Raw genomic sequence first — 25,165 nt, forward strand, 5'->3', positions numbered from 1 at the left:
CCAACATCGGCGCGATTCCAGCCCCAGGTCCCCCCGATGCAGTACCGACACCCCCTGCCGCTCGCCGCGATCACTCTCGCGGTGGCCGCCGTTCTCCCCGCTCACGCGCAATCCAACGTCACGCTCTACGGCCGCCTCAACGTCTCCCTGGAGCACGCCGACGCCAGCCGGTCCCCGCGTGACCGCGCCGTCAGCCGCGAGTCCAACAACCGCTCCGTCATCGGCTTCCGCGGGACGGAAGACCTGGGCGACGGCTATCAGGCGGTGTTCCAGATCGAGGGCTCGCTGGCGCTCGACACCGGCGTCGGCCCCTCGCTCGCCAACCGCGACACGCGCGTCGGGATCAACACGCCCTACGGGCTGATCTTCGCCGGCAACTGGGGCACCCCGTATCTGCTGTCGACCAGCGGCTTCGATCCCTGGTACCCCACCACCGCCGGCTACATGGCGCTGATGGCCAACGGCTCCGCGCCGACCGTCGACAACACGACCACCACCGCCTCCTTCGACCGGCGGCAGCAGAACGTCGTCCAGTACTGGTCGCCCACCTGGAACGGCCTGACCGGCAAGCTCGCCTATTCCTTCAACGAGGGCGCCATCGGCCCCGGCGGCGGCAAGCCCAGCCTGTGGTCCTCGTCCGTCACCTGGGACCAGGGCCCCTGGAACCTGGCCCTCGCCCACGAGGAGCACCACGACTACCAGGGCCCGCACCTGACCGACACGGCCACCAAGCTGGGCGCCGCCTACCGCTTCGGCGTCTGGCGCATCGCCACCGCCGCCGAGCGCCTGCGCTACGAGACCCCCACCGGTCCGCTACGGCGCGACTCGGCCTATGTGTCCGCCACCTGGCAGATCGGCCGCGGCAGCCTGCGGGCGTCCTTCACCCATGCGGGCGAGGGCAAGGGACCGGCGGGCGCGAAGGTGGGCTTCATCTCGGCCGGCGCCGACACCGGCGCGCGCCAGTGGACGCTGGGCTACGACCACACGCTGTCCCCGCGGACCGGCCTCTACGCCTACGTCACCCGCATCGACAACCAGGCTCGCGCCGCCTATGACCTGGCGATCAATCCGCTGGGCGTCGGCGCCGGCGAGCGGCCCACCGTCTTCGCGCTGGGCATGCGGCACGCGTTCTGATGGCGCCCGCCCCGAGCTGAGCTCAGCCGAGCCGAGCCGAGCCCGACGCGCCGCCGGGCGGAGGACCCCGGAGCAGGAGCGCGGACGTCGCTCGCGACGTCACCCGATATAGCCACGCGCCATGTGCATATGCCGGGAGGGCGGGGCGACTGGTGGCAACATCCGTCGTTCCACCGCACAACGAGGGGTCCCATGAAGAACGTCCGCACTTCCCTGATCGCCGCCGCGCTGCTGGCCGGCGCGTCGCTCGCGGCCCAGGCCGCCGACCTGCTCGACGACGTCAAGGCGCGCGGCACGCTGCGCATCGCCGTCGAGGGCACCTATCCCCCGTTCAACTACAAGGACGAGAAGGGTCAGCTGACCGGCTTCGACGTCGAGATCGCCACCGCCATCGCCGGCAAGCTCGGCGTCAAGCCCGAGTTCACCACCACCGAATGGAGCGGCATCCTGGCCGGTCTGCAGGCGGGCAAGTACGACGTCATCGTCAACCAGGTCGCCGCCACCGACGAGCGCCGCAAGACCTTCGACTTCAGCACGGCCTACGTGATGTCGTACCCGCAGCTGATCATCCGCGCCAACGAGACCCGGCAACTCCTGACCCCCGCCGACCTCAAGGGCAAGAAGATCGGCGTCGGCCAGGGCAGCAACTTCGCCGAACAGGCCAAGGGCTTCGAGGGCGTCGAGGTGCGCACCTACCCGGGCGCCACCGAGTACCTGCAGGACCTGGCCACCGGCCGCATCGACGCGGCGCTGAACGACAGCCTGCTGATCCCCTACCTGAAGCAGAAGACCAAGCTGCCGGTGAAGGCCGGCGCCGCGATCGGCCAGGCCGCGACCAACGCGATCCCGTTCCGCAAGAACAGCCCGAAGTTCAAGGCCGCGATCGACAAGGCGCTTTCCGACCTGATGGCCGACGGCACCTACGCCAAGATCTCGACCAAGTGGTTCGAGCGCGACGTGAGCAAGCCGATCGAGAACAAGTGATCGGACGCCACGCCCAGCGCGACCAGCGCCGGGCGTGGTCCGAGCGCTCGACTCAGGTCGCCTTTCTCGTCGCCGCCAGCAGGGCGGTGAGGTCCATCGCCGCGACGCGGGCAGCCCACTCGTCGTTGACCGAGCGCGCTTCGACGAGCCTCCCTGCTTCCAGCACCACGACCCGGTCCGCCCCCGCGATGGTGTCCGGCCGGTGCGCGATGACCAGACGCGTGACGGCCAACTGCCGCAGGTTGTCCGTCACCGCCCGTTCCCGCTCGACGTCCAGGTGGCTGGTCGCCTCGTCCAGCGCGAGCACGCGCGGCTTCGCGTACATCGCGCGCGCCAGCAGCAGCCGCTGCTTCTGTCCGCCCGACAGCCCGCTCCCCAGATCCCCCACCGGCGTCTGATAGCCCATCGGCATGCGCCGGATGTCCTCGTCGATCCGGGCCAGCACGGCGCAGGACTCGATGCGCGCCATGTCCGGCTGCACGTCGAAGAAGCTGATGTTGTCGGCCAGGCTGCCGGTCAGCAGCACATCGTCCTGCATCACCGTGCCCACTTGCCGCCGCACGTTGCGCAAGCCCAGTTGCCGCATGGGAACGCCGCCGTAGAGCACCTCGCCTTCCTCGGGCGACAGCAGACCCAGCAGCAGCTTCAGCAGCGTCGTCTTGCCCGAGCCGCTCGGCCCGGTGATAGCGATGCTCGCGCCCGCGGGCACCGTCAGGTTGGCGTGCCGAAGCACCCAGGGCTCCTGCGGCCCGTAGCGGAAGCTCACGTCGCGCAGCTCCAGCGAGGGGGCCAGGTGGGCGAGCTCGTGGATCGCGTGGTCATCGGGCTCGGGCGGCTCCAGCGCGATGTCGGCGAGCCGCTCGGCATGCAGGCCCAGCATGCGGAACTCGATGGCCTTGTCGATCAGGCCGGAGACGCGACTGGTGAACTGGCTCTTGTAGCTGGTGAAGGCGAACAGCATCCCCACCGTCAGCGCCACCGCGCCGGCCTGCTGGCCGTCGAGCACCAGGCGCGCGCCGAGGACGAGCACGACCAGGTTCTCGACGCCGAAGATCAGCGTGCTCGCCGTCCCGAAGACCATGCCCAGCCGCGCGGTGCGGAAGTCGCGGTTCTGGACCTCGACCACCAGGTTCTGCCAGCGCGCCCGGCGCTCCTCGTCGCGGCCGAAGAGCTTGAGCGGCGTGATCGCGCGCAGTGTCTCGAGGAAGTGCGTGTCCTCCTTGGCCGCGACGATCAGGCGCTCCGCCGAGGCGTCGCGCAGCGGCCGGTAGGACAGCCACCGCACGCCCGCGTAGAGCGCCACCGCCACCACGACCACCAGCGTGAGGCGCCACGAGTACATCAGCATCATCGCCAGCGCCGCCACGCCCATGAGGCCGTCCAGCGCCGCCTCGATCGCGGCGGTGGTCAAGGTGCGCTGGATCGCGTCCACCGAGCCGAAGCGCGAGGTGACGTCGCCGAGATGGCGTTTCTCGAAGAACGCGACGGGGAGCCGCAGCAGGTGCGAGAAGGTGTTGCTCTTCCATTGCAGCGACAAGGTCTGCGACAGCACGATCACCATCCACGAGCGCGCGAAGCCCAGCGCCGTCTGCGCCACCAGCAGCAGGCCGAAGCCGATCGCGAGCACGGTGAGCAGGTCGCGGTCGCCCGAGGTGAGCACGTCGTCCACGACCATCTGGTTGAACAGCGGCGCGAGGATGGCGAAGAGCTCGAGCACGATCGCGACGAGCAGGATCTGCAGCAGCGAGCGCCGCAGCCCGAGCACCCGCCCGGTCAGCGCGCGCAGCGAGATGCGCGGCGCGGGCGCGGCGGTCTTGAACTCCGCGACCGGCGTCAGCTCGAGCGCGACGCCGGTGAAATGCGTGGAGACCTCTTCCAGGCTCAGGCGGCGCTCACCGACGGCGGGGTCGAGCAGCGTCACCTGGTCGCCGCGGACCCGGGTCAGCACGACGAAGTGGTTCATGTCCCAGTGCAGCACGCAGGGCAGGGCGAGCTGGCCCAGCATGGCCAGTGGCAGCTTGAGCGGCCGCCCGGAGAAGCCCAGGCCCGCGGCCGCGGCGATGAGGTCGCTGAGCCGCATGCCCTTGAGCGCGCCGGGGAAGCGCCGCCGCATCTCGGGCAGCGTGGTCGTCGCGCCATGCGCGGTCGCGATCATCGCCAGACAGGCGAGGCCGCATTCGGCCATCTCGGCCTGGAGGATGGGGGTGGGGCGGGGCATGGGCGCGTCAGGAGCGCGGCCGACCGCCGAGGCGGCCGGCCGCAGGGGAGGTCGGAGGCTGTCGATCGGTCAGCGGATGACCGTCAGCTTCACGATGCCGCGGTAGTCCAGGTAGGTCAGCACGCAGAAGCCCAGGAACTTCCCGAGCTTCGAGAAGAAGCCGCCGCCGTGCACCTGATCGATCTCGTCTTGCGTCAGTTCAGTCATGTCGAACACCTTGGGTTGAATGGCCGAATCGGTCGGCCGCCGTTCCCCGATGTCGGTCGACATCGGTGGATGCGGGAGGCGCCGCCGGGTGGTCGAGCTTGTGGCCAGGCGGCGCGGCGGAGCCGGTCAAGCTCGCGCTACTCGAGCAGGATCGACACCAGATGAGCGCGATCGGGCGGGCGCACCTCGATGGCCTGCAACTGGTCGGTCCATCGGACCTTGACCTGGCGGCCGAGGTGTCCCTTGACCGAGGGGAGCTCGTGCTCCTCGCCGCTCGTGTCACGCTGGATCACGGTCGAGTCCGCGGTGAGCAGATGGATCTCGACGCCGACGCATTGCTTGCCTGCCGTCTGGAGCTGCGTCAGCGCGGTCTGCGTCCGATACACATCCAAGGTCTGGGCGCAGCCCTCGCGCAGATAGGGCTGCTCGTAACGCTGATCCGCGCGAAGGGCCAGGGAGACGTGGTAGCTCAGCTTGAGCGTTCCCTTCGGCCGATTGGCGACGAAGTGCGCCGTGCGCTCGTTGACCGGTGGACGAAGCGGCACGTCGGCGAGCCCCAGCTGATGGGGCAGCGGCACGAGGGTCTCGTCGTCCTCGATGGCGAAGGTCAGGCCTTCGAAACTGAAGTTCTGGGGCCACTTCGGGGACAGCAGGTAGGTGAGGCGGACCAGATCCTTGGGTTTCGTGTATCGCTCGAAGGTGTCGATCGCACGACGGGCATCGCGGTAAGGCATCCAGGTGGGATCGCGGACGAGCTTTCCCGAGACCTCGGTGCGCGGGAGCTGGACCGCTTGCGCGATGCAGGCGGTGCCATGCAGCAGCGCACTGGCCACCGCGAGCCTGACGACAGTGAAGAAGAAGTTGAGCATGGGAGATTCGATGGGTGGCTGGGCGCCGCCATTGCCGATAGGTGCCGACCTCGCGGCGGGAGAGAAGGTGTGGGGGCGAGGATGAGCAGCGCAGGGGTGCTACTCGAAGAGAACCCCGATGACGTGCGGTCGATCAGGGGGGCGTATGTCGATGGACTGCATCTGTTCGGACCAGCGGACATCGACGCGCCGGCCGAAGCGTCCCCGCTGCGCGGGAAGCTCGCGTTCCTCGCCGTCGATGTCGCGCTGGACAACGATCGAATCGTCGCTGAGCAGGAAGAACTGGAGACCGACGCATTGCTTGCCCGCGGTCGCCAGCTCGGTCAGCGTGGTCTGTGTTCGATACAGGTCGAAGGCCTGGGCGCAGCCCTTGCGCTGATACGGCTGCTCGTAGTGCTGGTCCGCACGGGGCGCGACGGAGATGTTGTAGTCCAGGGTGAGCGTGCCCCGGGGCCGATTCACCACGAACCGCGCCTGCCGTTCATTGACCGGTGGGTGAAGCAGCATGTCGGCATATCCGAACCGGAGCGGCAGCGGCACCACGTGCTCGTCATCCTCGACGGCGAATGTCAGGCCGTCGTAGCGGAAGCTTTCGGGCCACTTCGGCTCGAGGGCATACAGGAGGCGAACGAGATCCTTGGGTTTGGCATATCGCTCGAACATCTCGACCACGCGGCGAGCGTCGCGGTAGGACATCCAGGCGGGATCGTGGATGAGCTTCCCGGAGATCTCGGTTCGAGGCAACTGGACTGGCTGCGCGGCCCAGGCGATGTCGTGGAACCATCCAATCGCCAGAAGGATCCCGAAGGCACAAGGGAAGGAGTAGGGCATGGGCGGGTTCAAAAAGCGACCGGCAACCTGAGCAGCCGGCCGCAAAAGGATCAAGGGGAACCGTCAGCCCAAGCTCAGAAGGCCTTGGGGAAGCCAGCGCCCTTGGCGAAGAGGGTCACCAGGCAGAAGCCCAGGAACCTTCCGAACTTCGAGAAGAAGCCGCCACCGTGCACTTGATCGATCTCGTCTTGAGTCAGTTCAGTCATGTCGTTCACCTTCCGTTGATTGGCCGAATCGGTCGACCGCCGTTCCCCGGCGCCGAGTGCTCGCCGCCGGCAGACCTGTTCCCTGCTACACGCGTCGTGCTGTCGCCAGCAGCGGTTCCAGCAGCCATTCCCAGAGGCGTCGCCGCTCCAGCGTGACGTCGGCCTCCAGGCTCATGCCCGCGCGCAGTGGCACGTCCTGGCCGTAGGCGGCGATGACCTGCCGCTCCAGCCGCACATCGATCCGGTACAGCGGCTCGTTGGCCTGGGCCGCGCTGACCAGCGCCTGCTCCTGACCCGCCGGGAGGTCCTGCGGCGCGATCGGCGTCGGGCTCACGTGCAGGACCTGTCCCTGGGCCATGCCGAACTTCTGGAAGGGATAGGCCGCGTAGCGCAGCCAGACCGTCTGGCCGGGCTGGATGAAACCCACCGCGCGGCTGGAGGCATACAGCTGGGCCGTCAGTGGCGACCGCGTCGCGGGGTGCTCGCCGTCGGCGTGATCCGGCGCCAGGGTCATGAGCGTCTGTCCCGCCTGCACCGCCTGTCCGGCGTGCACCGGCTGCGCGCTGACCCGCCCCTCCCGGGGCGCGGTGACGGTCAGTCCGGCGCGGGCCTCCAGCTCCGCGCGTTCCTGCTCCAGCTGCGCGACGCCGCGATCCAGCTGCGTCAGGCTGGTCTCCAGCGTCGTGCGGATGGACAGCAGCTCCGCGCGGATCGTCTGCTGCTCCCGCTCCAGCGTCACCAGCGAGCGCTGGCCGCCGCGCTCGCGGCCGAGCAGATCGAGCAGCTCCTCGTCCTTCTGCTGCACCTGCGCGGTGGACATGAAGCCCTCCGCGGCCAGGGAGACCATCCGGTCGCGGCTCCGGCGCCCGAGCACCACCCGCTGCCGGATCGTTTCCAGCTCCTCCCGCGCCTGGGCCGTCTCCGCGACCAGGCTCGCGAGGCGCTCCTTCAGCGTCTGCCGACGTTCATCCGCCTGTTGCAGCTGCAGGCGGCGTTCCTCGTTGAGGCTGGTCCGGCGAGCCTCGAGCGCCCGACGGTTCAGGTCGGCGAAGTCGCCGTCGGCGAGCGTGCGATCGGTCTGGAGCCGAAGCAGCGGCTGCCCCGCCTGGACCCGATCGCCTTCGCCGACCAGGAGCTCCGCGACCCGCCCGGCCTGTGGCGCCGCCAACTGCACCAAACCGCCCACCGGCACCAGCAGGCCCGGTGCGCGCGTCTTGCGCGCCATTTCGCCGAACAGGGCGAAAACCACGAGTGAGATCGCCAATATCGCGGCAGCGGTGGATACCACCCGATAACCCGGTCGCCGGGCGATCCGGATGGTGCCCATCCATTGCGCCTGTCGGGATTCAAGAACTTCCGATCGAAACATGGCCGTGCCTTCGTTGGGATGGCAGGCAGTATGTCGACGGGGTTTTCGCGATGGCAATCGCTCGGCGTTTCCCTATGAGGAGGGCTTGCCGAGCCTGCGGCGACATGGTTGCTCGATCGATCTGATGGCTGGTGGCAGAAATACCAGTCAATTCAAGTGGGTGTGCCCACTCGAATATGTCAGTCGGAAACTCGCTGAATCAATATATCGGCGAATATCGGCCATGAAAACGGCGCCCGGATCGATGGAGTCTCCATCGATATCCGAGCGCCGTGAATGGGCTTGGTTGGAAATTGGCCGGGGGCGAGCCGGAAATGCGCCGGCCATCATGGCGGCCGCGCCACAACCGGGGTGATCGGCCTACTTCTTCCGGTCCTTCATGTGCGCGGCCATGTACTGCTTGACCTGATCCAGCGTGACCGAGCCGGTCTTCTGCGTGTCGATCTCGTCGAAGTGCTTGGCCAGGCGGGGCATGCCGGCCTCGGCTTCGGCCTTGGTGAGCTTGCCGTCGTGATCCTTGTCGGCGGCGGCGAAGCGTTCCTCGAGCTTCTGCGCGGCCTTGCCGCCTTGCGCCTGGGCTTGCACCGGCATCGCCGTGAGCGCGAGGGCCGCGATCACGGCGGCGGCCATGGCGGTCAGGACTGCTTTCGTCTGCGACATCTGGGGCTCCCGGAGAGTTGGAGCCCGCAGCTTCGCACCCGACCCCGTGAACCGTGCGGTCCCGGCGGTAAAGCTATGTCAATTCCTGTCGCGCCGGCGATGCGTCTCAGCGGCCGTACAAGCGGCCGTAGCGCTCCAAGGCGGGCCGCGTCGCGAGATGACGGATGGACAGCGGCGGATCCCAGCGTGGCGTTCCCGGCATGTGCCGGAGCTCGGAGGACTCGCCGGGCAGCCACATCTCAAGCCGCACGCGGTGATCGACCTGCACCGGCGGCGTCAACAGATGCACGCGCAGCAGCAGCCCATAGGCCTCCAGGTTGAGGAAGTCCCGTTCGGCCTTCGTGAGCTCACCCTCGTCGGCGAACTTCGGCCGCTGCGTCTGCGGCCGCGCCTGGTACTTGAAGTCGGCGATGAGCCACCCCTCGCCTGTCGTCCGAACGAGATCGGGACGGCGCCGGATCTCGTTGCGCGCGAAGACCTGATCGCGGCGGTGCTCCCAGTCGCGCTTCAGCGCATCGTCGGCGAGGCCCCGCGGCAGGTGCTCGTGGTCGCATGTCCACAGGCTTGGCAGACGCTCCGCGTCGATGTCCTGGTCGAGGGCGTGGACCAGGCAGATCGATTCCCACACGGCCCAGAAATCGCCCACGCCCCAGACCTGACCGTCTGGCGTCCGGTGCCGCTCGTCCGGCACCGGGCCGGCGTGGAGGTAGCGATCGAGCGCGTCATGCAGATCGCGGTACACCGCGTCGCGCACCGGTGAGGCACGGTCGATGACGGCGAGCAGATGCCGGAACTGTTCCCGCGAGCGATCGCTCGCCGACGCGTCGTCCTGGAAGAGCGAGTCTTCCGGCGTGAGGTGGCGATGCCGGAAGTCGTCGGCCAGCGCCTCTCCCTCGCTGGCGAACGCCCCCCAGCCGCAGACCGGATCGACGCCTAGCAGGTTCCGATAGAAGTCCTGGGCGAGCACGCAGTACAGGCCGACGATGTCCGCCTGCCCATGGCGAGCGGCGCGTCGCGTGCCGGGGACGCGCTCGAAGTGCGCGGTCCCCCGCTCGTCGAAAAGCGCCAGATGCAGGTGCCGCTCGAAGCGCGCGGGCAGACCGTGGTCCAGCCGGGCGGCGCGCTCGCACAGCGAGAGCAAGCTGCGCGGGTCGACGCGGTCGAAAAGCTCGTCGAAGGCCAGCGCGTCGCAGAAGGAGACGCCGTCCTCGCCGGCGTCCTGTCCGGTCGGACGCTGTTCCACACCGTCGCGCGGTCGCAGGCGCCGGACGTCGCGCCGGGTGCGACGGAATACGACGAAGGTCTTGAAGAGCAGCGCTATCGCCTCGCGCGACGATAGGGCCGTCATGCCGTGCGGGACGCGCAGCTCGTAGCGGCCGTCCCGGAGGAAGAGGCCGACACCCGAGCCGCCGTGGACGACCGGAAGGTCAGCGACCCGCATTCTGCGGAGCGGCGAGGTCGTTGGCCGCGGTCGATCCCGAGGGCGCGATCGGCGCGGTGGCCGGTTCGGCGTCGCTGGCCGCCGATGCGGCCGCAGCCGCCGCGGTCGCGGCGAGGCGAGCCGCCGCGGCTTGGCCTCGCTGGCCGATGGCCTCAATGAAGTCTTTCACGCGATCGGTGAACTGGCCGAAGGTCCGCAGGTCTGCGCGATCGACGCCGAGCAGGCCTGCCAGCGGCGTCTTGTCGCGGTCGAAGACGTTGTCCCAGAGGTAGAGCATCAGCTTGCCTGCAACGGCGGTGCGGTCGATCTCCCAGCGCTCGGCCTCCGCGGGAATCAGCTTCAACTGTGCGATGAAGCTGTTGGTGCCCAGTTTTCCGGCGTTACGCGGTTCCTTGAGGTAATAGCGGAAGCTCTCGATCTGCGCGTCGGTATCGATCGCCACAAAGGTTCGCGGCTGGTGCTTCGGGTCGTACTGCGCCAGCGCATGGACGGCTTGGGCTGCCGATGCCGGCAGACCGCGGGCAAGGGCAAGAACGCCCTGTTCGAACTTGCTGCTGAAGTCCGCCCCGCGCCCTTGGAGATGGACGCCTGCGGCGTGGTTGGCGATCGTGAGGACCTGCGCGGCGCACAACTCGCCGACCGACCGGGCGAGATGTCGACGCGCCTTGATGAACCACGGCCCCACGAGCTTGTCGTCCATCTTGGGCGAGCTGCACTTGTCGAGGATGAAGGCGTTCAGCGCGTCGAGGAAATCGGACCACCGGTGCTCGGTGCCGGCAATGCGTGCATCGCGCTGGCAGGCGTCCACTTCCTCGAACCCCACCGATCGGAACTCGAAGTGCCAGCGCCGTTTGAAGGCCGAGTCCATGAAGTACACGGATTCGTCGCTCGTGTTCATCGTGCCGATGAGGTACAGGTTCGGCGGAAGTTTGAGACGACGTCGATCAATCAACCGCTTGATCTCGGCAGTGAGGGGTGGCGGCACCTCGTCGCTCTCCTGCCCGTTGCTCTCCTGCTCGTCGAGTGCCCTCGTCAGCTCGTTGTCCAGGGCCTTCAGGACGACCGGCGACACGCTGACCTCGTAGCTCGACCAGCCGCTGTCATCGCGGTCCAGCAGCTGGAAGACCTCGCCGAAGACCTCCGCGCAGTTGCCCCGGTTGATCTCGTCGATCAGCAGCACGACGTTCCCCGGCGGCGGGACGTTGCCGCGCGCTTCGGCGCTGGACAGGGCCGCGTAGGCGCGGGCGAGCGCCTGGATGAACGGCCCCGCATGCACGTCGTAGTGGATGACGCCGGCCTCGCTCATCGGCAGCAGGCGCGCCACGAACTCGCCGTGGCTGTAGTCCGGATGGAACATCGCCGGAATGACGCTGTCGCCGACGGCCTTCAGCGCGGCGGCATTGACATCACGGGCACGGCGACTCTTGCTCGTCCCCGGCGGCCCGAACAGGATCAGCTGATGGTGGTGCGGAGGTGTCGACGACATCGTTGCTCCCTGATGTGGTGTCGTTCTGTCTGGCGTCGATTCTCAGCATCGACTGGTGCTGTCGAGTCGGCGGATGGCCGCTCCTCGCCCTCAATGACGCGGGCGCCGCATGCAGTGGGCGAGGACGTGAATTCGTTCCGCGCGTTGCCGCGACGCACAGGCTCGGTGCGTCGGCGGCCAGTGGCCCGCAGACCGCGGGTGGTGCCACGTCACGGCCTCATTTGCAAAACAGCTTGATGTCGTCATGCGCGATCTTGCGATCGTGGTCGTCGGTCGGCCGAGACCAACGGCGGACCGCGCCGCTGAGGACGTCCTTGGCGAGCGCGCACCGGTAGGCGTCGGTCTCGCGGTTCATCCCGGACGACAGCGCGCGCGGGGGCGCCGGCGGGGAAGGCGTGATCGTGACCTGCGGCGTCTCCACCGGCCGATAGGCCGGTCGCGGCGGCCAGTCCTCCGACGTCGACGGCTTGGGCGGCGCGGGCGGCGGGAGGGGCGCTGGCGGCGGTGGCTTGATCTCGGTGGGGCGGGTGGCGGGATCGGTCGGCTTGCTGCTCGAGTAATGCGTGCGGCCCTGCGCGTCGACCCACTTGTAGACCTGGCCCGGTGCCTGCGCCTGAACGACCGCCGGCGCGCAGACCAGCGCCACGCCGAGCACCGCGCCGATCAACGCGGCGACGATCCGCACGAGACGCGTCGGCGCGGTCTGAGGGCCCCGTCCCGCGGGTCTGACCAAGCCGCCATGCGCGGCCTGTCCATGGGGACGTCTCCCCTCCCGATTCCCGCGCGCCAGCACGCCCATCCCGCTCTCCCTGATCGTTGTCGTTCTCGTGACGAGGTGCGACTGTAGGGACCCGGGACGCCGATGGGCATCCCTCCGGGTGGGGTGCCGGCGCCGGGTGTCTACACTGGCGCCCCTTCCCGTTCCGGTCCCATGCAAGCTCTCCTCGACGCCATCTCCCGCCTCGACCGCCCCACCGACGCGTGCCGCGTCTTCCACGGCCGTGGCGGCCGCCATCCGGGCTGCGAGCAGTGGACGCTCGATGCTTATCCGCCGGTCTGGCTGCTGACCAGCTTCGCGCCGGTGACCGACGAGGCGCTCGCGCGCGTCGGCGAGGCGCTCGCCGCGCGCTGGGCCGAGATCGCGCCGGGCGAGCCGCTGAACTGGGTCTTCCAGCACCGCGACGAGAACCGCCCCACCAACCGCGTGATGGCCGGCGAGATCCCGGCCGAGCACGTCGTCGAGGAGGACGGCGCCCGCTTCGCGGTCAACCTGCCGCACGGGCAGAACCACGGCTTCTTCCTGGACATGGCCGAGGGCCGCCGCTGGACGCGGCGCTGGGCCGAGGCCCATCCCGGCGGCCGGGTGCTCAACCTGTTCGCCTACACCTGCGCCTTCTCGGTCGCCGCGCTGCGCGGCGGCGCGGCGCAGGTCGACAACTACGACATGGCGCGCGGCCCGCTGGCCGTGGGCCGCCGCAACCATCAGCTCAACGGCCTGCAGGACCGCGCGGCCTTCCATGGCCACGATGTCTTCAACTCCTGGGGCAAGATCCGCCGCGGCGCGCCCTACGACCTGGTCGTGCTGGATCCGCCCAGCTACCAGAAGGGCAGCTTCGTCGCGACCAAGGACTACGCCCGCCTGGCCCGCAAGCTGCCCGAGCTCCTGGCCCCCGGCGGCCACGCGCTGGTGTGCCTCAACACGCCCAAGCTCGGCACGGACTTCCTGCGCGAGACCCTCGCCACCGAGGCGCCGACACTCGTGTTCATCGAGCGCGTCGCCAATCCCGCCGTCCATGCCGACGTGGACGAGGAGCGCTCGCTGAAGGTGCTGGTCTATCGTCAGCCCGAGCACGCCGCTCGGCCCGTGTCACCCGCGCCGTCCGACGCGGACTGAGCGCGCCGGGCGATCGCCGGTCAATCGCTGGTCAATCGCCGGACGATCGGCGACCGGCCGGTCTCAGTAGCTCCGTGCCTCGATCGCCGCCCGGACGAGATCCAGGCCTTCGCCGAGCCGCTCGACGTCCACCGAGCCGAGCGCGAGCCGGATCGCATGCGGCACATGCCTGGTCGTGGCGAAGGGCTCGGCGGTGGACACCGACACGCGCTCGTTCTGCAGCGCCATCGCCACCTGGTCCGCACGGACCTCCTCGCCCAGGGGTAGCCACACGAAGTAGCTCGACGGATGCCCGATCCGCTTCAGCGGGCCGAGCCGCTCCGCCGCCAGACGCTGACGCCGCTTCGCGTCCTCGCGCTTCTCTCCCTCCAGGCGGTCGACGGTGCCGTCCTCCAGCCAGCCGGCGGTGATGGCGGTCATCACGCCCGGCGTGTTCCAGGTCGTCGCGCGGATGGCGCGCTCGATCGGATGAACGGCCTGCGGCGGCGCCACCGCGAAGCCCACCCGCAGGCCGGCGGCCACGCTCTTGGAGAAGCCCGAGACGTAGACCGTCCGCTCCGGCGCGAGCATCGCCAGCGGCGGCGGCGGGTCCTCCGCGAGGTAGGCGTAGGCGCCGTCCTCGATGACCCACAGGTCGTGCCGCCGCGCGAGCGCCGCGAGCTCGCGCCGCCGCGTCGCGCCCATCACCCAGCCCAGCGGGTTGTTGAGCGTGGGCATGGTGTAGATGGCCTTCACCCGGCGTCTCCGGCACAGCGTTTCCAGCGCGTCGAGGTCGGGCCCGGCGCCCGCGGCGGGCACCGGCACGAGCTCCAGCCGCTGCATCTCCGCCACCAGCTTGAAGCCGGGATAGGTCAGCGCGTCCACCGCGACCACATCACCCGGCTTGAGCAGCGCCATCAGCGTCACCGCGATGCCGTGTTGCGCGCCGTCGACGATCAGCACCTGCCCGCCCTCGACCGTGATCCCGCGCCGCGTCAGATGCCGCGCGACCGCGGCGCGATCGGCCGGGCGGCCGCCATGCGGCTGATAGCGCAGCAGCGCCTCCAGATCGCCCGCGCCGGCGAGCTGTCGCAGCGCGCCGCGCAGCAGCTCCGCCTGACCGGGCAGCGAGGGGTAGTTGAAGCTCAGGTCCACCATGTCCGCGGCGACCGCGTCCAGGTCCACGCCCTGGCTCGGAGACAGCAGCGTCTCCTTGACGAAGGTGCCGCGGCCGGTCTCGCCGCTGACCAGCCCCATCGCGCGCAGTTCCGCATAGACGCGTGTGGCCGTCACCAGCGCGAAGCCCTCGCGCTCCGCGAGCTCGCGATGCGTCGGCAGGCGCGTGCCGGCGGGCAGGGTGCCGCCACGGATCTCCGCCGCCCATCGATCGACCACCGCCTTGTACCGGGGTTCCGCCATGCGCTCCGCCTGTATCCATGACAATTTTTTGATTGTATTGATCCTGGTCGCTACGCTGGCCGCTTCCTTCCCCAACGACCCGCGATCCATGGACACGACTTCCCGAGGCTGGCTGAACGGTTTCATCGGCGTGCTGATCTTCAGCGGCTCGCTGCCGGCGACGCGTCTCGCGGTGGCCGACTTCGATCCCGTCTTCCTGACGGCGGCCCGCGCGTCGATCGCCGGCCTGCTGGCGCTGCTCGCGCTGATGCTGCTGCGCGCGCGTCGGCCCACGCGCGCGCAGGCCTGGCCGCTGGTCATCGTGGCGGCGGGCGTGGTCATCGGCTTCCCGCTGCTGACCGCGCTGGCGTTGCGGCATGTGACCTCGGCGCACTCGACCGTCTTCATCGCGCTGCTGCCGCTGTCCACCGCCGCCTTCGGCGTGCTGCGCGGCGGCGAGCGGCCGCGGCCCGCGTTCTGGATCTTCTCGTCGCTGGGCAGCCTCTTCGTCATCGGCTTCGCCGCCGCGCAGGGCCTGAGCGCCGCGCCGGCCGGCGATCTGCTGATGCTGGCCGCCATCCTGGTCTGCGGACTGGGCTACGCCGAGGGCGCGAAGCTGTCCCGCACGCTGGGCGGCTGGCAGGTGATCTGCTGGGCGCTGGCGATCGCGCTGCCGGTGATGCTCGCCGGCGCGCTGTGGCTGATGCCCGCGAGCCTGCGCGGCGTCGGCGCGCCGGCCTGGGCCGGGCTGGGCTATGTGTCGCTGTTCAGCATGCTGATCGGCTTCGTGTTCTGGTACCGCGGCCTGGCGCAGGGCGGCATCGCGGCCGTCGGTCAGCTGCAGCTGCTGCAGCCGCTGTTCGGACTCGCGCTGGCGGCGGGGTTGTTGCGTGAATCGGTGAGTCCGGCGATGCTCGCGGTCACCGTCGCCGTGATCGGCTGCGTCGCCGGGGCCCGGCGCTTCTCGCGGCCCCGCTGACGGCGAATCAGGCAAGCCTCGCGGCGGATCGTGCAAGCCACGTCGCCGCCCGCCTCCCTAGACTGCGGAGCGTCACGACGCAGCCAGCAGGAGGTCGACATGGGTGCTTTCTTCGCATGGGGATCCGCATGGCCCGCGCCGTGCGCGGTGGCCTGCACCGCGGTGCTGGGCCTGATCGCCGCGCCGCCCCTGGCCCTCGCGGCCGAGGGCGCCAGCTTCCAGCCGACCCCGATTTCAGCGACACCGAACCGCGACGAGGGCCTGGCCGCCTTCGCCCGCATGGAGCGCGTGCTGCTCCACCCGCGATGTCTGAACTGTCACGTGCCGGGCGCGCCGCTGCAGGGTGACCTCAGCCGCGTCCACTACCCGGCCGTGCAGCGCGGCACCGATGGCAAGGGCGTCGCCCCCTTGCAGTGCGCCACCTGTCACTCGACGAGAAACAGCCCGCTGCCGCACGCGCCGCCGGGCCTGGAGACCGACGGCAAGCCTGGCTGGCACATGCCGCCGGACAACATGAAGATGTCGTGGCTGGGCCTGAGCGGACCGGCGTTGTGCAAGGTCTTCCGCGAGCCGGCGACCAACGGCCACCGCTCGCTGGCGATGCTCGAGCAGCATCTGCTGACCGATCATCTGGTCGCCTGGGGCTGGCAGCCCGGCCCGGCGCGCGCGCTGCCGCCGCTGGCCAAGCCCGATTTCGACGAGCAGGTGCGGGCCTGGATCCGCAACGGCGCGCCCTGCGACGCCACCGAGCCCCTGCGCAAGACCGTCGGCACGACCAGGGCCGAGGCCGAGCGCGGCGTGGTGGATCAGTTGAGGGCCCTCGCGCGCGGCGGCGATCAGCGCCTCCAGGATCCCGCCAGGCCGGCGGCGCTCCCCGCGACCGCCAGCGCCGATCCCCACGACAACGCCTCCGGCCGCGCGCCGGGCGCGGCCCTCACGAGGAGCCAGCCATGATCTCTTTCCGCCTGAACGGCCAACCCAAGCAGGTCGACGTCCCTGGCGACACGCCGGTGCTGTGGGTGCTGCGGGACACGCTGGGCATGACCGGCACCAAGTTCGGATGCGGCATCGCGGTCTGCGGTGCCTGCACCGTGCACATCGACGGCCAGCAGCGCCGGGCCTGCGTGACGCCGGTCGAGTCGATCGCGGGCCAGCACCTGACCACCATCGAGTCCGTCGCCGACGACCGTGTCGGCAAGGCGGTGCAGGACGCGTGGGTCAAGCATGACGTCGTGCAATGCGGCTACTGCCAGAGCGGCCAGATCATGGCCGCCGTCGCGTTGCTCAAGGCCAATCACCGTCCCACCGACGCCGAGATCGACAGCGCCATGAGCGCCAACCTCTGCCGCTGCGGGACCTATGTGCGGGTGCACGCCGCCGTCAAGGACGCCGCCAAGGCGCTGGGCTGAAGGAGACCGCCATGCGACCGATGTTCCAGTACCTGAACGGCGTGCTACCCGAGGCGGGCGCCGGCGATGCGGGCGCCGAGGCGGCCGGTGTCGGCCGACGCCTGTTTCTCAAGATGGGGCTGTCCTCCGGCTTCGCGCTCTACACCGTGGGCGTCGGCGCCCAGGAGGCGGGCGGCGCCTCGGGCGCGCAGGGCGGCTACGGCCCCGGCGCGCCGATGACGCTCAAGCCCTTCCAGCAGCCGCTGGCCTTCGTGTCCATCGATGCCGAGGGCATCGTGACGGTGAAGATCGGCAAGATCGATTTCGGCCAGGGCGTGCAGACCGCGCTGCCCATGCTGGTCGCCGAGGAGATGGACGCCGACTGGAGCCGCATCCGCTGTGAGCTCGCGCCGGCGGGCGAGGCCTACAAGGATCCGTTCTTCCAGATCCAGATGGTGGGGGGCTCCACCAGCATGAAGGCCTCGTGGATGCAGTACCGCGAGATCGGCGCCCGCATGCGGGCCATGCTGCTCGCGACCGCCTCGAAGCGAACGGGCGTGCCCGTCGCGCAGCTGCGTACCGAGAACGGCAAGGTCGTCGTGCCGGACGGCCAGCGGCTGGACTACGGCGTGCTCGCGGCCGGGGCGGTGAACGAGCCGGTGCCGGCGACGGTGGCGCTCAAGACGCCCGCGCAGTTCCGTCTGATCGGCAAGCCGATGGACCGGCTGGACGCGCGCGCCAAGTCCAGCGGCCGGCAGGACTTCGGCATCGACTTCCAGCAGCCGGGCCTGCGCACCGTGGTGATGTTGCATCCGCCGGTCTTCGGCGGTCGCGTGGCGAGCTTCGACGCGGCGCCGGCGCTGGCGGTGCCGGGCGTCGAGGAGGTGATCAAGGTGCCGCTGGTCAACGGCGCGACGGGCCTGGCCATCGTCGCCGACGGCTTCTGGCCGGCGCGCAAGGCGCGCGAGCTGCTCAAGGTCGAGTGGGACCTGGCCGGCCTCGAGCGCGTGGACAGCGCGGCGCTGCTCGCGCAGTTCCGCGAGTTGTCGAAGCAGCCGGGCACGGTGGTGCAGAAGGCCGAGGGCGCGCCCGCCGGGCTGAGCGCGGCCGGCACGATCAGCGCGGAGTACGTCTTCCCCTATCTGGCCCATACGCCGATGGAGCCGCTGAACTGCAGCATCGACTTCCGGGGCGACCGCTGCACGGTGTGGGTCGGATCGCAGTTCCAGACGGTGGACCAGGCCCAGGTGGCGGGCGTGCTCGGGCTCAAGCCGGAGCAGGTGGTGCTCAACACGATGACGGCGGGCGGTGGCTTCGGCCGGCGTGCGACGCCGACCTCGGATTACCTCGTCGAGGCGGCACAGGTGGCCAAGGCGCGGCACGCGGCCGGCAAGCCGGGCCCGATCAAGATGATCTGGACCCGCGAGGACGACGTGCGCGGCGGCTACTACCGGCCGATGCATCTGCACCGCGTCGAGATCGCGCATGACGGCAAGGGCCAGGTGGTCAGCTGGAAGCATGTGATCGTGGGGCAGTCCATCACGATGGGCACGCCGTTCGCGGCGTTCACGGTGAAGAACGGCGCCGACACGACGATGACCGAGGGCGTGGCGGAGAGCGCCTATCCGTTCCCGATCGCGCTGGAGGTGCATCACCCCAAGGTCAACGTGCCGGTGCTGTGGTGGCGCTCGGTGGGGCACACGCACACCGCCTTCGTGATGGAGACGCTGGTGGACGAGCTCGCCCAGGCGGGCGGGGTCGATCCGGTCGCGTATCGGCGCCAGTTGCTGGCCAAGCATGAGCGGCACCTGGCCGCGCTGGATCTGGCGGTGGCCCGGTCCGGTTACGGGAAGACTCGGCTCGAGAAAGGCCGCGCCTGGGGCGTGGCGGTGCACGAGTCGTTCGGGACGGTGGTCGCGTATGTGGTGGAGGCGTCGATGCGGGATGGGCGGGCGCGGCTGCATCGCGTGACGGCTGGCGTGCACTGCAATCTGGCGGTCAACCCGCGGACGATCGAGGCGCAGGTGCAGGGGGCACTGGTGATGGGCATCGGCACGACCTTGCCCGGTGCGGAGATCACGTTCAAGAACGGGGAAGTGCAGCAGAGCAACTGGCACGACTACCGCATCGCGACGCACGTCGATGCGCCGCAGGTGGATGTGTTCATCGTGCCGTCCGCCGAGCCGCCGACGGGGATGGGGGAATGCGGCGTGCCGCCGATCGCGCCAGCGATGGCGAACGCGATGGCGGCGTTGACCGGCAAGCGGGTGAGGGCGCTGCCGTTCCAGATCTGAAGTGCCTCGCGCCGAGGCGCTCGGGGTCATTGACCCCCTCTCCCGCTACGCGTGCGAGGGAGCAACACCGGCTCGCTGTGTTCAACGGCCCTCACCCCAAACCCCTCTCCCACTCCGTGGGCGAGGGGCCGCGATGCGCTCGGCGTCTTTCGAGGAGCAGCGATGCGCATGGCGTCTCGCGCGATGTGCCCCCTCTCCCGCTCCGTGGGCGATGGGCTGCGATGCGCTCGGCGTCTTTCGAGGAGCAGCGATGTGCATGGCGTCTCGCGCGATATTCCCCCTCTCCCGCTCCGTGGGCGAGGGGCTGCGATGCGCTCAGCGTCGTTCGAGGGGCTGCGATGCGCATGGCGTCTCGCGCGATGCGCCCCCTCTCCCGCTGCGCGGGAGAGGGTCGGGGTGAGGGTCGTGGCACACCAGAGCCTGACTCGCTCCCTCGCACGCGCAGCGGGAGAGGGAGCCGATGACTCCGAGCGCCTCGGCGCGAGGCACTTCAAGAAGCCCCGACCGCGACATCCTTGAGCCAAGGCTGCGCCGCCCAATGGCGCGCGGCGAAGGCCGCGATCTGATCCTGGTAGGTCATCGACAGCCCGATCGCGTCCAGTCCTTCCAGCAACATCCGCTGATGCCGCGGAAGCATCTCGAAGCGCATCGCGTGATCGGGTGACGACGCCGCGCTCAGCGTGAGCGCCTCCACGTCGATGGCGACGGCATTCCGCCCCCCCTGATCCGCGTCGTCCATCAACCCCCGCACATCCGCTTCCGGCAGCGTGACCAGCAGCAGCCCGTTGCCCATCGCGTTGGAGTAGAAGATCTCGCCGAAGCTCGGCGCGACCACCGCGCGGATCCCCGCCTGCTGCAGGCCCCAGACCGCATGCTCGCGGCTGGACCCGCAGCCGAAGTTGTTCCCCGCGATGAGCACCGACACGTCCGCATACGCCGGCTGGTTCAGCACGAACTCGGGGCGCGCGACGCCTTGCGCGTCGAAGCGCAGGTCGTAGAACAAGCCCTCGCGCAGGCCGTTCTTGTCGATGCCCCGCAGGAACTGCTTGGGCATGATCTGGTCGGTGTCGAGGTTCTCGATGCGCAGGGCCGCCGAGCGGCCTTCGATCAGTCGGACGGGTTTCATCGCGAGGACTCCAAGGGAGGCAGACGGCGCACGTCGGCGAGCGTGCCGGTGACCGCGGCGGCGGCGGCCATCGCGGGACTCATCAGGTGGGTGATGGCGCCGCGCCCTTGGCGGCCCTCGAAGTTGCGGTTGGTCGTCGACGCGCAGCGGATGCCGTCGGCGAGCACGTCGTCGTTCATCGCCAGGCACATCGAGCAGCCCGGCTGGCGCCACTCGAAGCCCGCATCGATGAACACGCGATCCAGCCCTTCGGCCTCGGCGGCGGCGCGGACCGCGCCCGAGCCCGGCACCACCATCGCCCGCACGCCCGGCGCGACGTGGCGGCCGCGCAGGATGTCGGCGGCGGCGCGCAGGTCCTCGATGCGGCCGTTGGTGCAGGAGCCGATGAACACGTGCTGGACTGGCGTGCCGATCAGCGGCGTGCCCGCGCTCATGCGGGTGTAGCGCAGGGCGCGTTCCGCGCTGGAGCGGGCGGCCGCGTCGGTCATCGCGGCGGGATCCGGGATGACGGCGTCGATCGGCGCGACCTGGTCCGGACTGGTCCCCCAGGTCACCTGCGGCGCCACCTCGGCGGCATCGAAGCGATGCTCGACCTCGAAGACTGCGTCGTCGTCGGACCGCAGCGAGCGCCAGTGCGCCAGCGCCGCCTCCTTCATCGCGCCGGTCAGCGCCGGCACCTTGTCCAGCACGTAGGCGATGGCGGTGTCATCGGGCGCGATCAGGGCCCCGCGCGCGCCGGCCTCGACAGCCATGTTGCAGACGGTGAACCGGGCCTCCACCGACAGCGCGTCGATCGCGCTGCCGCAGAACTCGACCACATAGCCGCGCGCGCCCTGGGCGCCGATGCGGCCGATGATCGCCAGGACCAGGTCCTTGGCCGTCGTCCCCGCCGGCAGCACGCCGTCGACGCGGATGCGCATGTCCTGCGCCATCCGGTAGACCAGCGTCTGCGTCGCGAGCACATGCTCGACCTCGGTGGTCCCGATGCCGAAGCCCAGCGCGCCCAGCGCGCCGTAGGTCGTGGTGTGGCTGTCGCCGCAGATCACGACCATGCCGGGCCGGATCATCCCGTGCTCCGGCGCGACCACGTGCTCGATGCCTTGCAGCGCATCGGTGGTGTCGAACAGCGGAATCCCGTGTCGATCGCAGTTGCGCTTGAGGTTGCTGGCCTGCAGCGCCGACGGGCCGTCGGCGATCACGCGCAGCTGGTTGGCCACCGGATGCGTCGGGATGATGTGGCTCACCACCGCGACGTTCTGGCGCGGCATCGGCACGCCGCGGCCCTGCTCGTGCAGCCCGGCGAAGGCCTGCGGGCTGGTGTACTCGTTCATCAGGTGCAGGTCGCAGAACAGCAGCACGTTCTGATCGTCCAGCGTGGCGACCGTGTGGCTGTCGACCAGCCGGCGGTACAGCGTGCGAGGCGCGGCGGCGGCCGCCGGGACGGGCGGCGCCATGACCTCGGGGGGGGCGGTGGGGGAGGAACTCATCGGGCGACCTCTTCTCGAGCGTGCGGGAGGAAGCCGCACAGGGGGTATGGCGGGGATGGCGGCGACGGCGTGGCCGACGCCGGGTCAGCGGGGGGCGGCGTCGGCGAGGAAGGGCAGCACGCGCTCGAGCAGCAGCGCGGGTGCCTCCTCGGGGAGGTAGTGACCGCAGGGCAGGGCTTCGCCCCGCACATCGCGCGCGACGGACCGCCACAGCGCCAGCGGGTCGAAGCAGCGGTGCACCACGCCCTGCGCGCCCCACAGCACCATCACCGGCATCGTGAGATGGCGGCCCGCCTCGCGGTCGGCGCGGTCGTGGACCAGGTCGATGCCGGCGCTGGCGCGGTAGTCCTCGCAAAGCCCGTGCGCGGTGCCCGGGAGGGCGAGCGCGCGCTGGTACTCGGCGAGCGCCTGCGGCGCGAAGGGCGCCAGGCCGGCGCTGCGGCGGCCCATCACGTCGCGCACGTAGGCGGCGGGATCGGCCTCGATCAGGCGCTCGGGCAGCGGCGCGGGCTGGATCAGGAAGAACCAGTGCCAGTAGGCGCGCGCGAAGGTGTCGCTGGCCCCCTCGTACATGTCGAGCGTGGGGGCGATGTCCAGCAGCGCCAGTCGCCGCACCGCGTCCGGCGCGTCGAGCGCCAGGCGATGCGCGACGCGCGCGCCGCGGTCGTGGGCCAGCACGTCGAAGCGCTCGAACCCCAGCGCGCGCATGAGCGCGCGCATGTCGGCCGCCATCGTGCGCTTGCTGTAGGCCGTATGGTCGTCCCCGCCTTCCGGCTTGGAGGAATCGCCGTAGCCGCGCAGGTCGGCCGCGACGACGGTGAAGTGCTCGGCCAGCGTCGGCGCGATCCGATGCCAGATCGCGCGGGTCTGCGGGTGGCCGTGGAGCAGCAGCAGCGCCGGGCCGCGGCCACCGAGGGTCGCGTGGATGCGGACGCCGGGCGCCGTCTCGATGCTGCGATGGACGAAGCCGGGATACAGCGCGGCGAGCGCGTCGCTGACCCCCTCCGACGTGATGCGCCCACCGCCGACCATGCTGGGCGTCGTCGTCGCTGCCGCTGCAGTTGCCGTCGTCGCAGCCGGGCGGCCGGTCAGACCGTCCAGCAGCGTGCGGGCGGCGTCGGCGGCGCTCGTGGCGGTGGCGGTGTCCGCCGCGCGGTCGGAGACCGGCAGGGCGCGATCGTGGATCTCGGGGGTAGGAGGCATGCCATCGATTCTGGTGGTGAATGCTGGTCGCATAATTTCCGAGTCGGCAGTTCTTTCGTTCTTTGGAGTCAGCAATGGACGGGTTCTCGGATCTGGGTTTCTTCGCGCTGCTGGTGAAGCAGGGCAGCCTTGCGGCGGCGGCGCAGCAACTGGGCGTCACGCCGCCCGCGGTGAGCAAGCGGCTGGCCGCGATCGAGCGGCGACTGGGCGTGCGGCTGCTGCAGCGCACGACGCGGCGCATCGGACTCACCCCGGAGGGCGAGACCTATCTGGTCGACGGGGCCCGCGTGCTGGAGGAGCTGGAGGCGCTGGAGCGCACCGTGGCCGGCAGCCGCGCCGAGCCCAAGGGGCTGGTGCGGATCGCCGCGAGCCTGGGCTTCGGCCGCAAGCACATCGCGCCGGCGCTGTCGCGCTTCGCCCGGCGCTATCCGGACGTGGAGGTGCGGCTGGAACTGACCGATCGCCCGGTCAATCTGGTGGAGCAGGGATTGGACCTGGAGGTCCACGTCGGCGAGCCGCCCGACGCGCGACTGACGGCGCGGCTGCTGGCGCGCAACCGGCGCGTGCTGTGCGCCTCGCCGGCCTACCTGAAGCGCGCGGGCGAGCCCGCCTCGCCGCGCGAGCTGGCGCGCCATGCCTGCCTCTTCATCCGCGAGAACGACGAGACCTTCGGCACCTGGCATCTGCGCCAGGGCACGCGCAAGGAAAGCGTGAAGGTGCGCGGCCCGCTGGCCTCCAACGACGGCGAGAGCGTGCTCGCCTGGGGGCTCGACGGGCACGGCATCCTGCTGCGCTCGGCCTGGGAAGCCGCGCCGATGCTGCGCTCGGGGCGGCTGCGGCCGGTGCTGGCGGACTGGGCGCTGCCGCCGGCCGACATCCACCTGATCTTCCCGACGCGCGCGCACCTGTCCGCGAAGACGCGCGCGCTGGTGGACTTCCTGCTCGAGCGCTTCGAGCCGCATCGCGGCGACCGCGTCGACGACGACGGGGGATGGTGACGGCGCGTCCCCTGACGCGGGGGCTCGCGCCCCGGGGTGCCGCTGCCAGAATCGTCGCCGTACACGTGTCGACAAGCGCGGGGACGATGCGGACCTCGGCGGGACAAGCGTGGGTGTGACAGCGGGCGCGGGACGCGCCGCGCGATGGGAGGACTTCATGAAGCGATATCTGGCCGAGCTCATCGGCACGTTCTGGCTGGTGCTGGGCGGTTGTGGCAGCGCCGTGCTCGCGGCGGCCTTCCCGCAGCTGGGCATCGGCCTGCTGGGCGTCTCGCTCGCGTTCGGGCTCACCGTGCTGACGATGGCCTTCGCGATCGGCCACATCAGCGGCTGTCATCTGAACCCGGCGGTGTCGGTCGGCCTGTGGGCCGGTGGCCGCTTCGAGACCCGGCAGCTGCTGCCCTACATCGTGGCGCAGGTCATCGGCGGCGCGCTCGCCGGGGCCGTGCTCTACTTGATCGCCAGCGGCAAGCCGGGCTTCACCGTCGGCGGCTTCGCGTCCAACGGCTTCGGCGAGCACTCGCCCGGTGGCTACGCGCTGGGCGCCGCGCTGCTGTGCGAGGTGGTGATGACGGCGATGTTCCTGTTCATCATCATGGGGGCGACCGACAAGCGCGCCCCGCAAGGCTTCGCGCCGATCGCGATCGGGCTGGCGCTGACGCTGATCCACTTGATCAGTATCCCGGTGACCAACACCTCGGTGAATCCGGCGCGCAGCACGGGGGTGGCGCTGTTCGCGGAACCCTGGGCGCTGCAGCAGCTGTGGGCGTTCTGGGTCGCTCCGCTGGTCGGCGGGTTGCTGGGGGGCGGCGTCTATCGCGCGTTGATGAAGGACTGAGGGGAGCGGTCGCTCGGACGAGCCCGAAGACCCTCACCCCGACCCTCTCCCGCAAGCGGGAGAGGGGGCAGCATGCGGCGTCGCAACGAGCACGAGCATGGGCATGGGCATGGGCATGGGCATGGGCATGGGCATGGGCATGGGCATGAGCATGAGCATGAGCATGAGCATGGGCA

At 70.3% G+C, this 25,165-nt stretch carries 23 protein-coding genes; 9 read left to right on the top strand and 14 right to left on the bottom strand.

Annotation, left to right across the window (positions count from 1 at the left end; all coding sequences use genetic code 11):
• Positions 1 to 36 precede the first annotated feature (36 nt).
• Positions 37 to 1,134 (top strand): porin, encoded by a 1,098-nt coding sequence (locus tag MCHT01_RS01215; protein ID WP_084451519.1) that lies wholly within the window; start codon positions 37 to 39, stop codon positions 1,132 to 1,134.
• A 192-nt stretch (positions 1,135 to 1,326) separates the two neighbouring features.
• Positions 1,327 to 2,118, top strand: coding sequence for a transporter substrate-binding domain-containing protein (locus tag MCHT01_RS01220; protein ID WP_067061170.1), 792 nt, complete (start codon positions 1,327 to 1,329; stop codon positions 2,116 to 2,118).
• Positions 2,119 to 2,170: 52 nt separating this feature from the next.
• On the opposite strand, the gene MCHT01_RS01225 is transcribed toward MCHT01_RS01220, so the two are convergent.
• From MCHT01_RS01225 to MCHT01_RS26615, 10 genes are all read right to left on the bottom strand, one after another.
• A complete protein-coding gene (locus MCHT01_RS01225) occupies positions 2,171 to 4,336 on the bottom strand; it encodes a peptidase domain-containing ABC transporter (RefSeq protein WP_084451521.1) in 2,166 nt (721 codons plus the stop codon).
• 69 nt (positions 4,337 to 4,405) lie between these two features.
• Positions 4,406 to 4,543 carry a hypothetical protein gene (locus MCHT01_RS26610; RefSeq protein WP_169806075.1) on the bottom strand — a complete coding sequence of 46 codons (138 nt, stop codon included), beginning with the start codon at positions 4,541 to 4,543 and terminating at the stop codon, positions 4,406 to 4,408.
• A 137-nt stretch (positions 4,544 to 4,680) separates the two neighbouring features.
• Positions 4,681 to 5,412, bottom strand: coding sequence for a hypothetical protein (locus MCHT01_RS01235; protein WP_067061175.1), 732 nt, complete (start codon positions 5,410 to 5,412; stop codon positions 4,681 to 4,683).
• Between the two features lie 99 nt (positions 5,413 to 5,511).
• The gene (locus MCHT01_RS01240; RefSeq protein WP_067061178.1) at positions 5,512 to 6,243 is read right to left on the bottom strand and encodes a hypothetical protein; all 732 of its coding nucleotides are present in this window, start codon (positions 6,241 to 6,243) and stop codon (positions 5,512 to 5,514) included.
• Between the two features lie 74 nt (positions 6,244 to 6,317).
• Positions 6,318 to 6,449 carry a hypothetical protein gene (locus MCHT01_RS27695; RefSeq protein WP_259375129.1) on the bottom strand — a complete coding sequence of 44 codons (132 nt, stop codon included), beginning with the start codon at positions 6,447 to 6,449 and terminating at the stop codon, positions 6,318 to 6,320.
• Positions 6,450 to 6,534: 85 nt separating this feature from the next.
• The gene (locus tag MCHT01_RS01245) at positions 6,535 to 7,698 is read right to left on the bottom strand and encodes an HlyD family secretion protein (protein WP_067061180.1); all 1,164 of its coding nucleotides are present in this window, start codon (positions 7,696 to 7,698) and stop codon (positions 6,535 to 6,537) included.
• Positions 7,699 to 8,178: 480 nt separating this feature from the next.
• The gene (locus tag MCHT01_RS01250; RefSeq protein ID WP_067061183.1) at positions 8,179 to 8,478 is read right to left on the bottom strand and encodes an EF-hand domain-containing protein; all 300 of its coding nucleotides are present in this window, start codon (positions 8,476 to 8,478) and stop codon (positions 8,179 to 8,181) included.
• A gap of 106 nt (positions 8,479 to 8,584) precedes the next feature.
• Positions 8,585 to 9,919 (bottom strand): hypothetical protein, encoded by a 1,335-nt coding sequence (locus MCHT01_RS01255; protein WP_067061186.1) that lies wholly within the window; start codon positions 9,917 to 9,919, stop codon positions 8,585 to 8,587.
• A complete protein-coding gene (locus tag MCHT01_RS01260; RefSeq protein WP_067061189.1) occupies positions 9,906 to 11,405 on the bottom strand; it encodes an McrB family protein in 1,500 nt (499 codons plus the stop codon). Before MCHT01_RS01260 ends, MCHT01_RS01255 begins: the two co-directional genes overlap by 14 nt.
• 217 nt (positions 11,406 to 11,622) lie before the next feature.
• Positions 11,623 to 12,090 (bottom strand): DUF4124 domain-containing protein, encoded by a 468-nt coding sequence (locus MCHT01_RS26615; RefSeq protein ID WP_169806076.1) that lies wholly within the window; start codon positions 12,088 to 12,090, stop codon positions 11,623 to 11,625.
• Between the two features lie 246 nt (positions 12,091 to 12,336).
• Here MCHT01_RS26615 and MCHT01_RS01270 point away from each other — a divergent pair, with 246 nt between their 5' ends.
• Positions 12,337 to 13,299: a class I SAM-dependent methyltransferase gene (locus MCHT01_RS01270; RefSeq protein ID WP_067061194.1), complete on the top strand. Its 963-nt coding sequence runs from the start codon at positions 12,337 to 12,339 to the stop codon at positions 13,297 to 13,299.
• A 63-nt stretch (positions 13,300 to 13,362) separates the two neighbouring features.
• Here the strand turns inward: MCHT01_RS01270 and MCHT01_RS01275 are convergent, their stop codons facing one another.
• Positions 13,363 to 14,697, bottom strand: coding sequence for an aminotransferase-like domain-containing protein (locus MCHT01_RS01275; protein WP_067061195.1), 1,335 nt, complete (start codon positions 14,695 to 14,697; stop codon positions 13,363 to 13,365).
• Between the two features lie 88 nt (positions 14,698 to 14,785).
• Here MCHT01_RS01275 and MCHT01_RS01280 point away from each other — a divergent pair, with 88 nt between their 5' ends.
• The 4 genes from MCHT01_RS01280 to MCHT01_RS01295 all read left to right on the top strand — a co-directional run bounded on the left by MCHT01_RS01280 (position 14,786) and on the right by MCHT01_RS01295 (position 19,337).
• Positions 14,786 to 15,655: a DMT family transporter gene (locus MCHT01_RS01280; protein WP_067061346.1), complete on the top strand. Its 870-nt coding sequence runs from the start codon at positions 14,786 to 14,788 to the stop codon at positions 15,653 to 15,655.
• A gap of 99 nt (positions 15,656 to 15,754) precedes the next feature.
• On the top strand, positions 15,755 to 16,609 hold the full coding sequence (locus MCHT01_RS01285; RefSeq protein ID WP_245643118.1) for a hypothetical protein: 855 nt from the start codon (positions 15,755 to 15,757) through the stop codon (positions 16,607 to 16,609).
• Complete coding sequence (locus MCHT01_RS01290) at positions 16,606 to 17,064, top strand: (2Fe-2S)-binding protein (RefSeq protein WP_067061199.1); 459 nt, start codon at positions 16,606 to 16,608, stop codon at positions 17,062 to 17,064. The genes MCHT01_RS01285 and MCHT01_RS01290 overlap by 4 nt, the downstream gene beginning before the upstream one ends.
• 20 nt (positions 17,065 to 17,084) lie before the next feature.
• A complete protein-coding gene (locus tag MCHT01_RS01295; protein WP_067061349.1) occupies positions 17,085 to 19,337 on the top strand; it encodes a xanthine dehydrogenase family protein molybdopterin-binding subunit in 2,253 nt (750 codons plus the stop codon).
• A gap of 490 nt (positions 19,338 to 19,827) precedes the next feature.
• On the opposite strand, the gene leuD is transcribed toward MCHT01_RS01295, so the two are convergent.
• The 3 genes from leuD to MCHT01_RS01310 all read right to left on the bottom strand — a co-directional run bounded on the left by leuD (position 19,828) and on the right by MCHT01_RS01310 (position 22,982).
• Positions 19,828 to 20,463: a 3-isopropylmalate dehydratase small subunit gene (leuD, locus tag MCHT01_RS01300; RefSeq protein WP_067061202.1), complete on the bottom strand. Its 636-nt coding sequence runs from the start codon at positions 20,461 to 20,463 to the stop codon at positions 19,828 to 19,830.
• Positions 20,460 to 21,917, bottom strand: coding sequence for a 3-isopropylmalate dehydratase large subunit (gene leuC, locus MCHT01_RS01305; RefSeq protein ID WP_067061205.1), 1,458 nt, complete (start codon positions 21,915 to 21,917; stop codon positions 20,460 to 20,462). Before leuC ends, leuD begins: the two co-directional genes overlap by 4 nt.
• Before the next feature lie 117 nt (positions 21,918 to 22,034).
• Complete coding sequence (locus tag MCHT01_RS01310; RefSeq protein ID WP_084451549.1) at positions 22,035 to 22,982, bottom strand: alpha/beta fold hydrolase; 948 nt, start codon at positions 22,980 to 22,982, stop codon at positions 22,035 to 22,037.
• A gap of 245 nt (positions 22,983 to 23,227) precedes the next feature.
• Here MCHT01_RS01310 and MCHT01_RS01315 point away from each other — a divergent pair, with 245 nt between their 5' ends.
• Positions 23,228 to 24,151, top strand: a complete 924-nt coding sequence (locus tag MCHT01_RS01315) for a LysR family transcriptional regulator (RefSeq protein ID WP_067061208.1) — start codon at positions 23,228 to 23,230, stop codon at positions 24,149 to 24,151.
• Between the two features lie 157 nt (positions 24,152 to 24,308).
• The gene (gene aqpZ / locus MCHT01_RS01320; RefSeq protein WP_067061211.1) at positions 24,309 to 24,989 is read left to right on the top strand and encodes an aquaporin Z; all 681 of its coding nucleotides are present in this window, start codon (positions 24,309 to 24,311) and stop codon (positions 24,987 to 24,989) included.
• Positions 24,990 to 25,165 lie beyond the last annotated feature (176 nt).

The sequence above is a fragment of the Mitsuaria chitosanitabida ATCC BAA-476 = NBRC 102408 genome, assembly GCF_001598255.1.
GTDB classification, from domain to species: Bacteria; Pseudomonadota; Gammaproteobacteria; order Burkholderiales; family Burkholderiaceae_C; genus Roseateles; species Roseateles chitosanitabidus.

Coding starts and splice junctions, on each gene's coding strand:
- MCHT01_RS01215 (WP_084451519.1), top strand. CDS start 37: ATGCAGTACCGACACCCCCTGCCGCTCGCCGCGATCACTCTCGCGGTG.
- MCHT01_RS01220 (WP_067061170.1), top strand. CDS start 1,327: ATGAAGAACGTCCGCACTTCCCTGATCGCCGCCGCGCTGCTGGCCGGC.
- MCHT01_RS01225 (WP_084451521.1), bottom strand. CDS start 4,336: ATGCCCCGCCCCACCCCCATCCTCCAGGCCGAGATGGCCGAATGCGGC.
- MCHT01_RS26610 (WP_169806075.1), bottom strand. CDS start 4,543: ATGACTGAACTGACGCAAGACGAGATCGATCAGGTGCACGGCGGCGGC.
- MCHT01_RS01235 (WP_067061175.1), bottom strand. CDS start 5,412: ATGCTCAACTTCTTCTTCACTGTCGTCAGGCTCGCGGTGGCCAGTGCG.
- MCHT01_RS01240 (WP_067061178.1), bottom strand. CDS start 6,243: ATGCCCTACTCCTTCCCTTGTGCCTTCGGGATCCTTCTGGCGATTGGA.
- MCHT01_RS27695 (WP_259375129.1), bottom strand. CDS start 6,449: ATGACTGAACTGACTCAAGACGAGATCGATCAAGTGCACGGTGGCGGC.
- MCHT01_RS01250 (WP_067061183.1), bottom strand. CDS start 8,478: ATGTCGCAGACGAAAGCAGTCCTGACCGCCATGGCCGCCGCCGTGATC.
- MCHT01_RS01255 (WP_067061186.1), bottom strand. CDS start 9,919: ATGCGGGTCGCTGACCTTCCGGTCGTCCACGGCGGCTCGGGTGTCGGC.
- MCHT01_RS01260 (WP_067061189.1), bottom strand. CDS start 11,405: ATGTCGTCGACACCTCCGCACCACCATCAGCTGATCCTGTTCGGGCCG.
- MCHT01_RS01270 (WP_067061194.1), top strand. CDS start 12,337: ATGCAAGCTCTCCTCGACGCCATCTCCCGCCTCGACCGCCCCACCGAC.
- MCHT01_RS01275 (WP_067061195.1), bottom strand. CDS start 14,697: ATGGCGGAACCCCGGTACAAGGCGGTGGTCGATCGATGGGCGGCGGAG.
- MCHT01_RS01280 (WP_067061346.1), top strand. CDS start 14,786: ATGGACACGACTTCCCGAGGCTGGCTGAACGGTTTCATCGGCGTGCTG.
- MCHT01_RS01285 (WP_245643118.1), top strand. CDS start 15,755: ATGGGTGCTTTCTTCGCATGGGGATCCGCATGGCCCGCGCCGTGCGCG.
- MCHT01_RS01290 (WP_067061199.1), top strand. CDS start 16,606: ATGATCTCTTTCCGCCTGAACGGCCAACCCAAGCAGGTCGACGTCCCT.
- MCHT01_RS01295 (WP_067061349.1), top strand. CDS start 17,085: ATGTTCCAGTACCTGAACGGCGTGCTACCCGAGGCGGGCGCCGGCGAT.
- leuD (WP_067061202.1), bottom strand. CDS start 20,463: ATGAAACCCGTCCGACTGATCGAAGGCCGCTCGGCGGCCCTGCGCATC.
- leuC (WP_067061205.1), bottom strand. CDS start 21,917: ATGGCGCCGCCCGTCCCGGCGGCCGCCGCCGCGCCTCGCACGCTGTAC.
- MCHT01_RS01310 (WP_084451549.1), bottom strand. CDS start 22,982: ATGGTCGGCGGTGGGCGCATCACGTCGGAGGGGGTCAGCGACGCGCTC.
- MCHT01_RS01315 (WP_067061208.1), top strand. CDS start 23,228: ATGGACGGGTTCTCGGATCTGGGTTTCTTCGCGCTGCTGGTGAAGCAG.
- aqpZ (WP_067061211.1), top strand. CDS start 24,309: ATGAAGCGATATCTGGCCGAGCTCATCGGCACGTTCTGGCTGGTGCTG.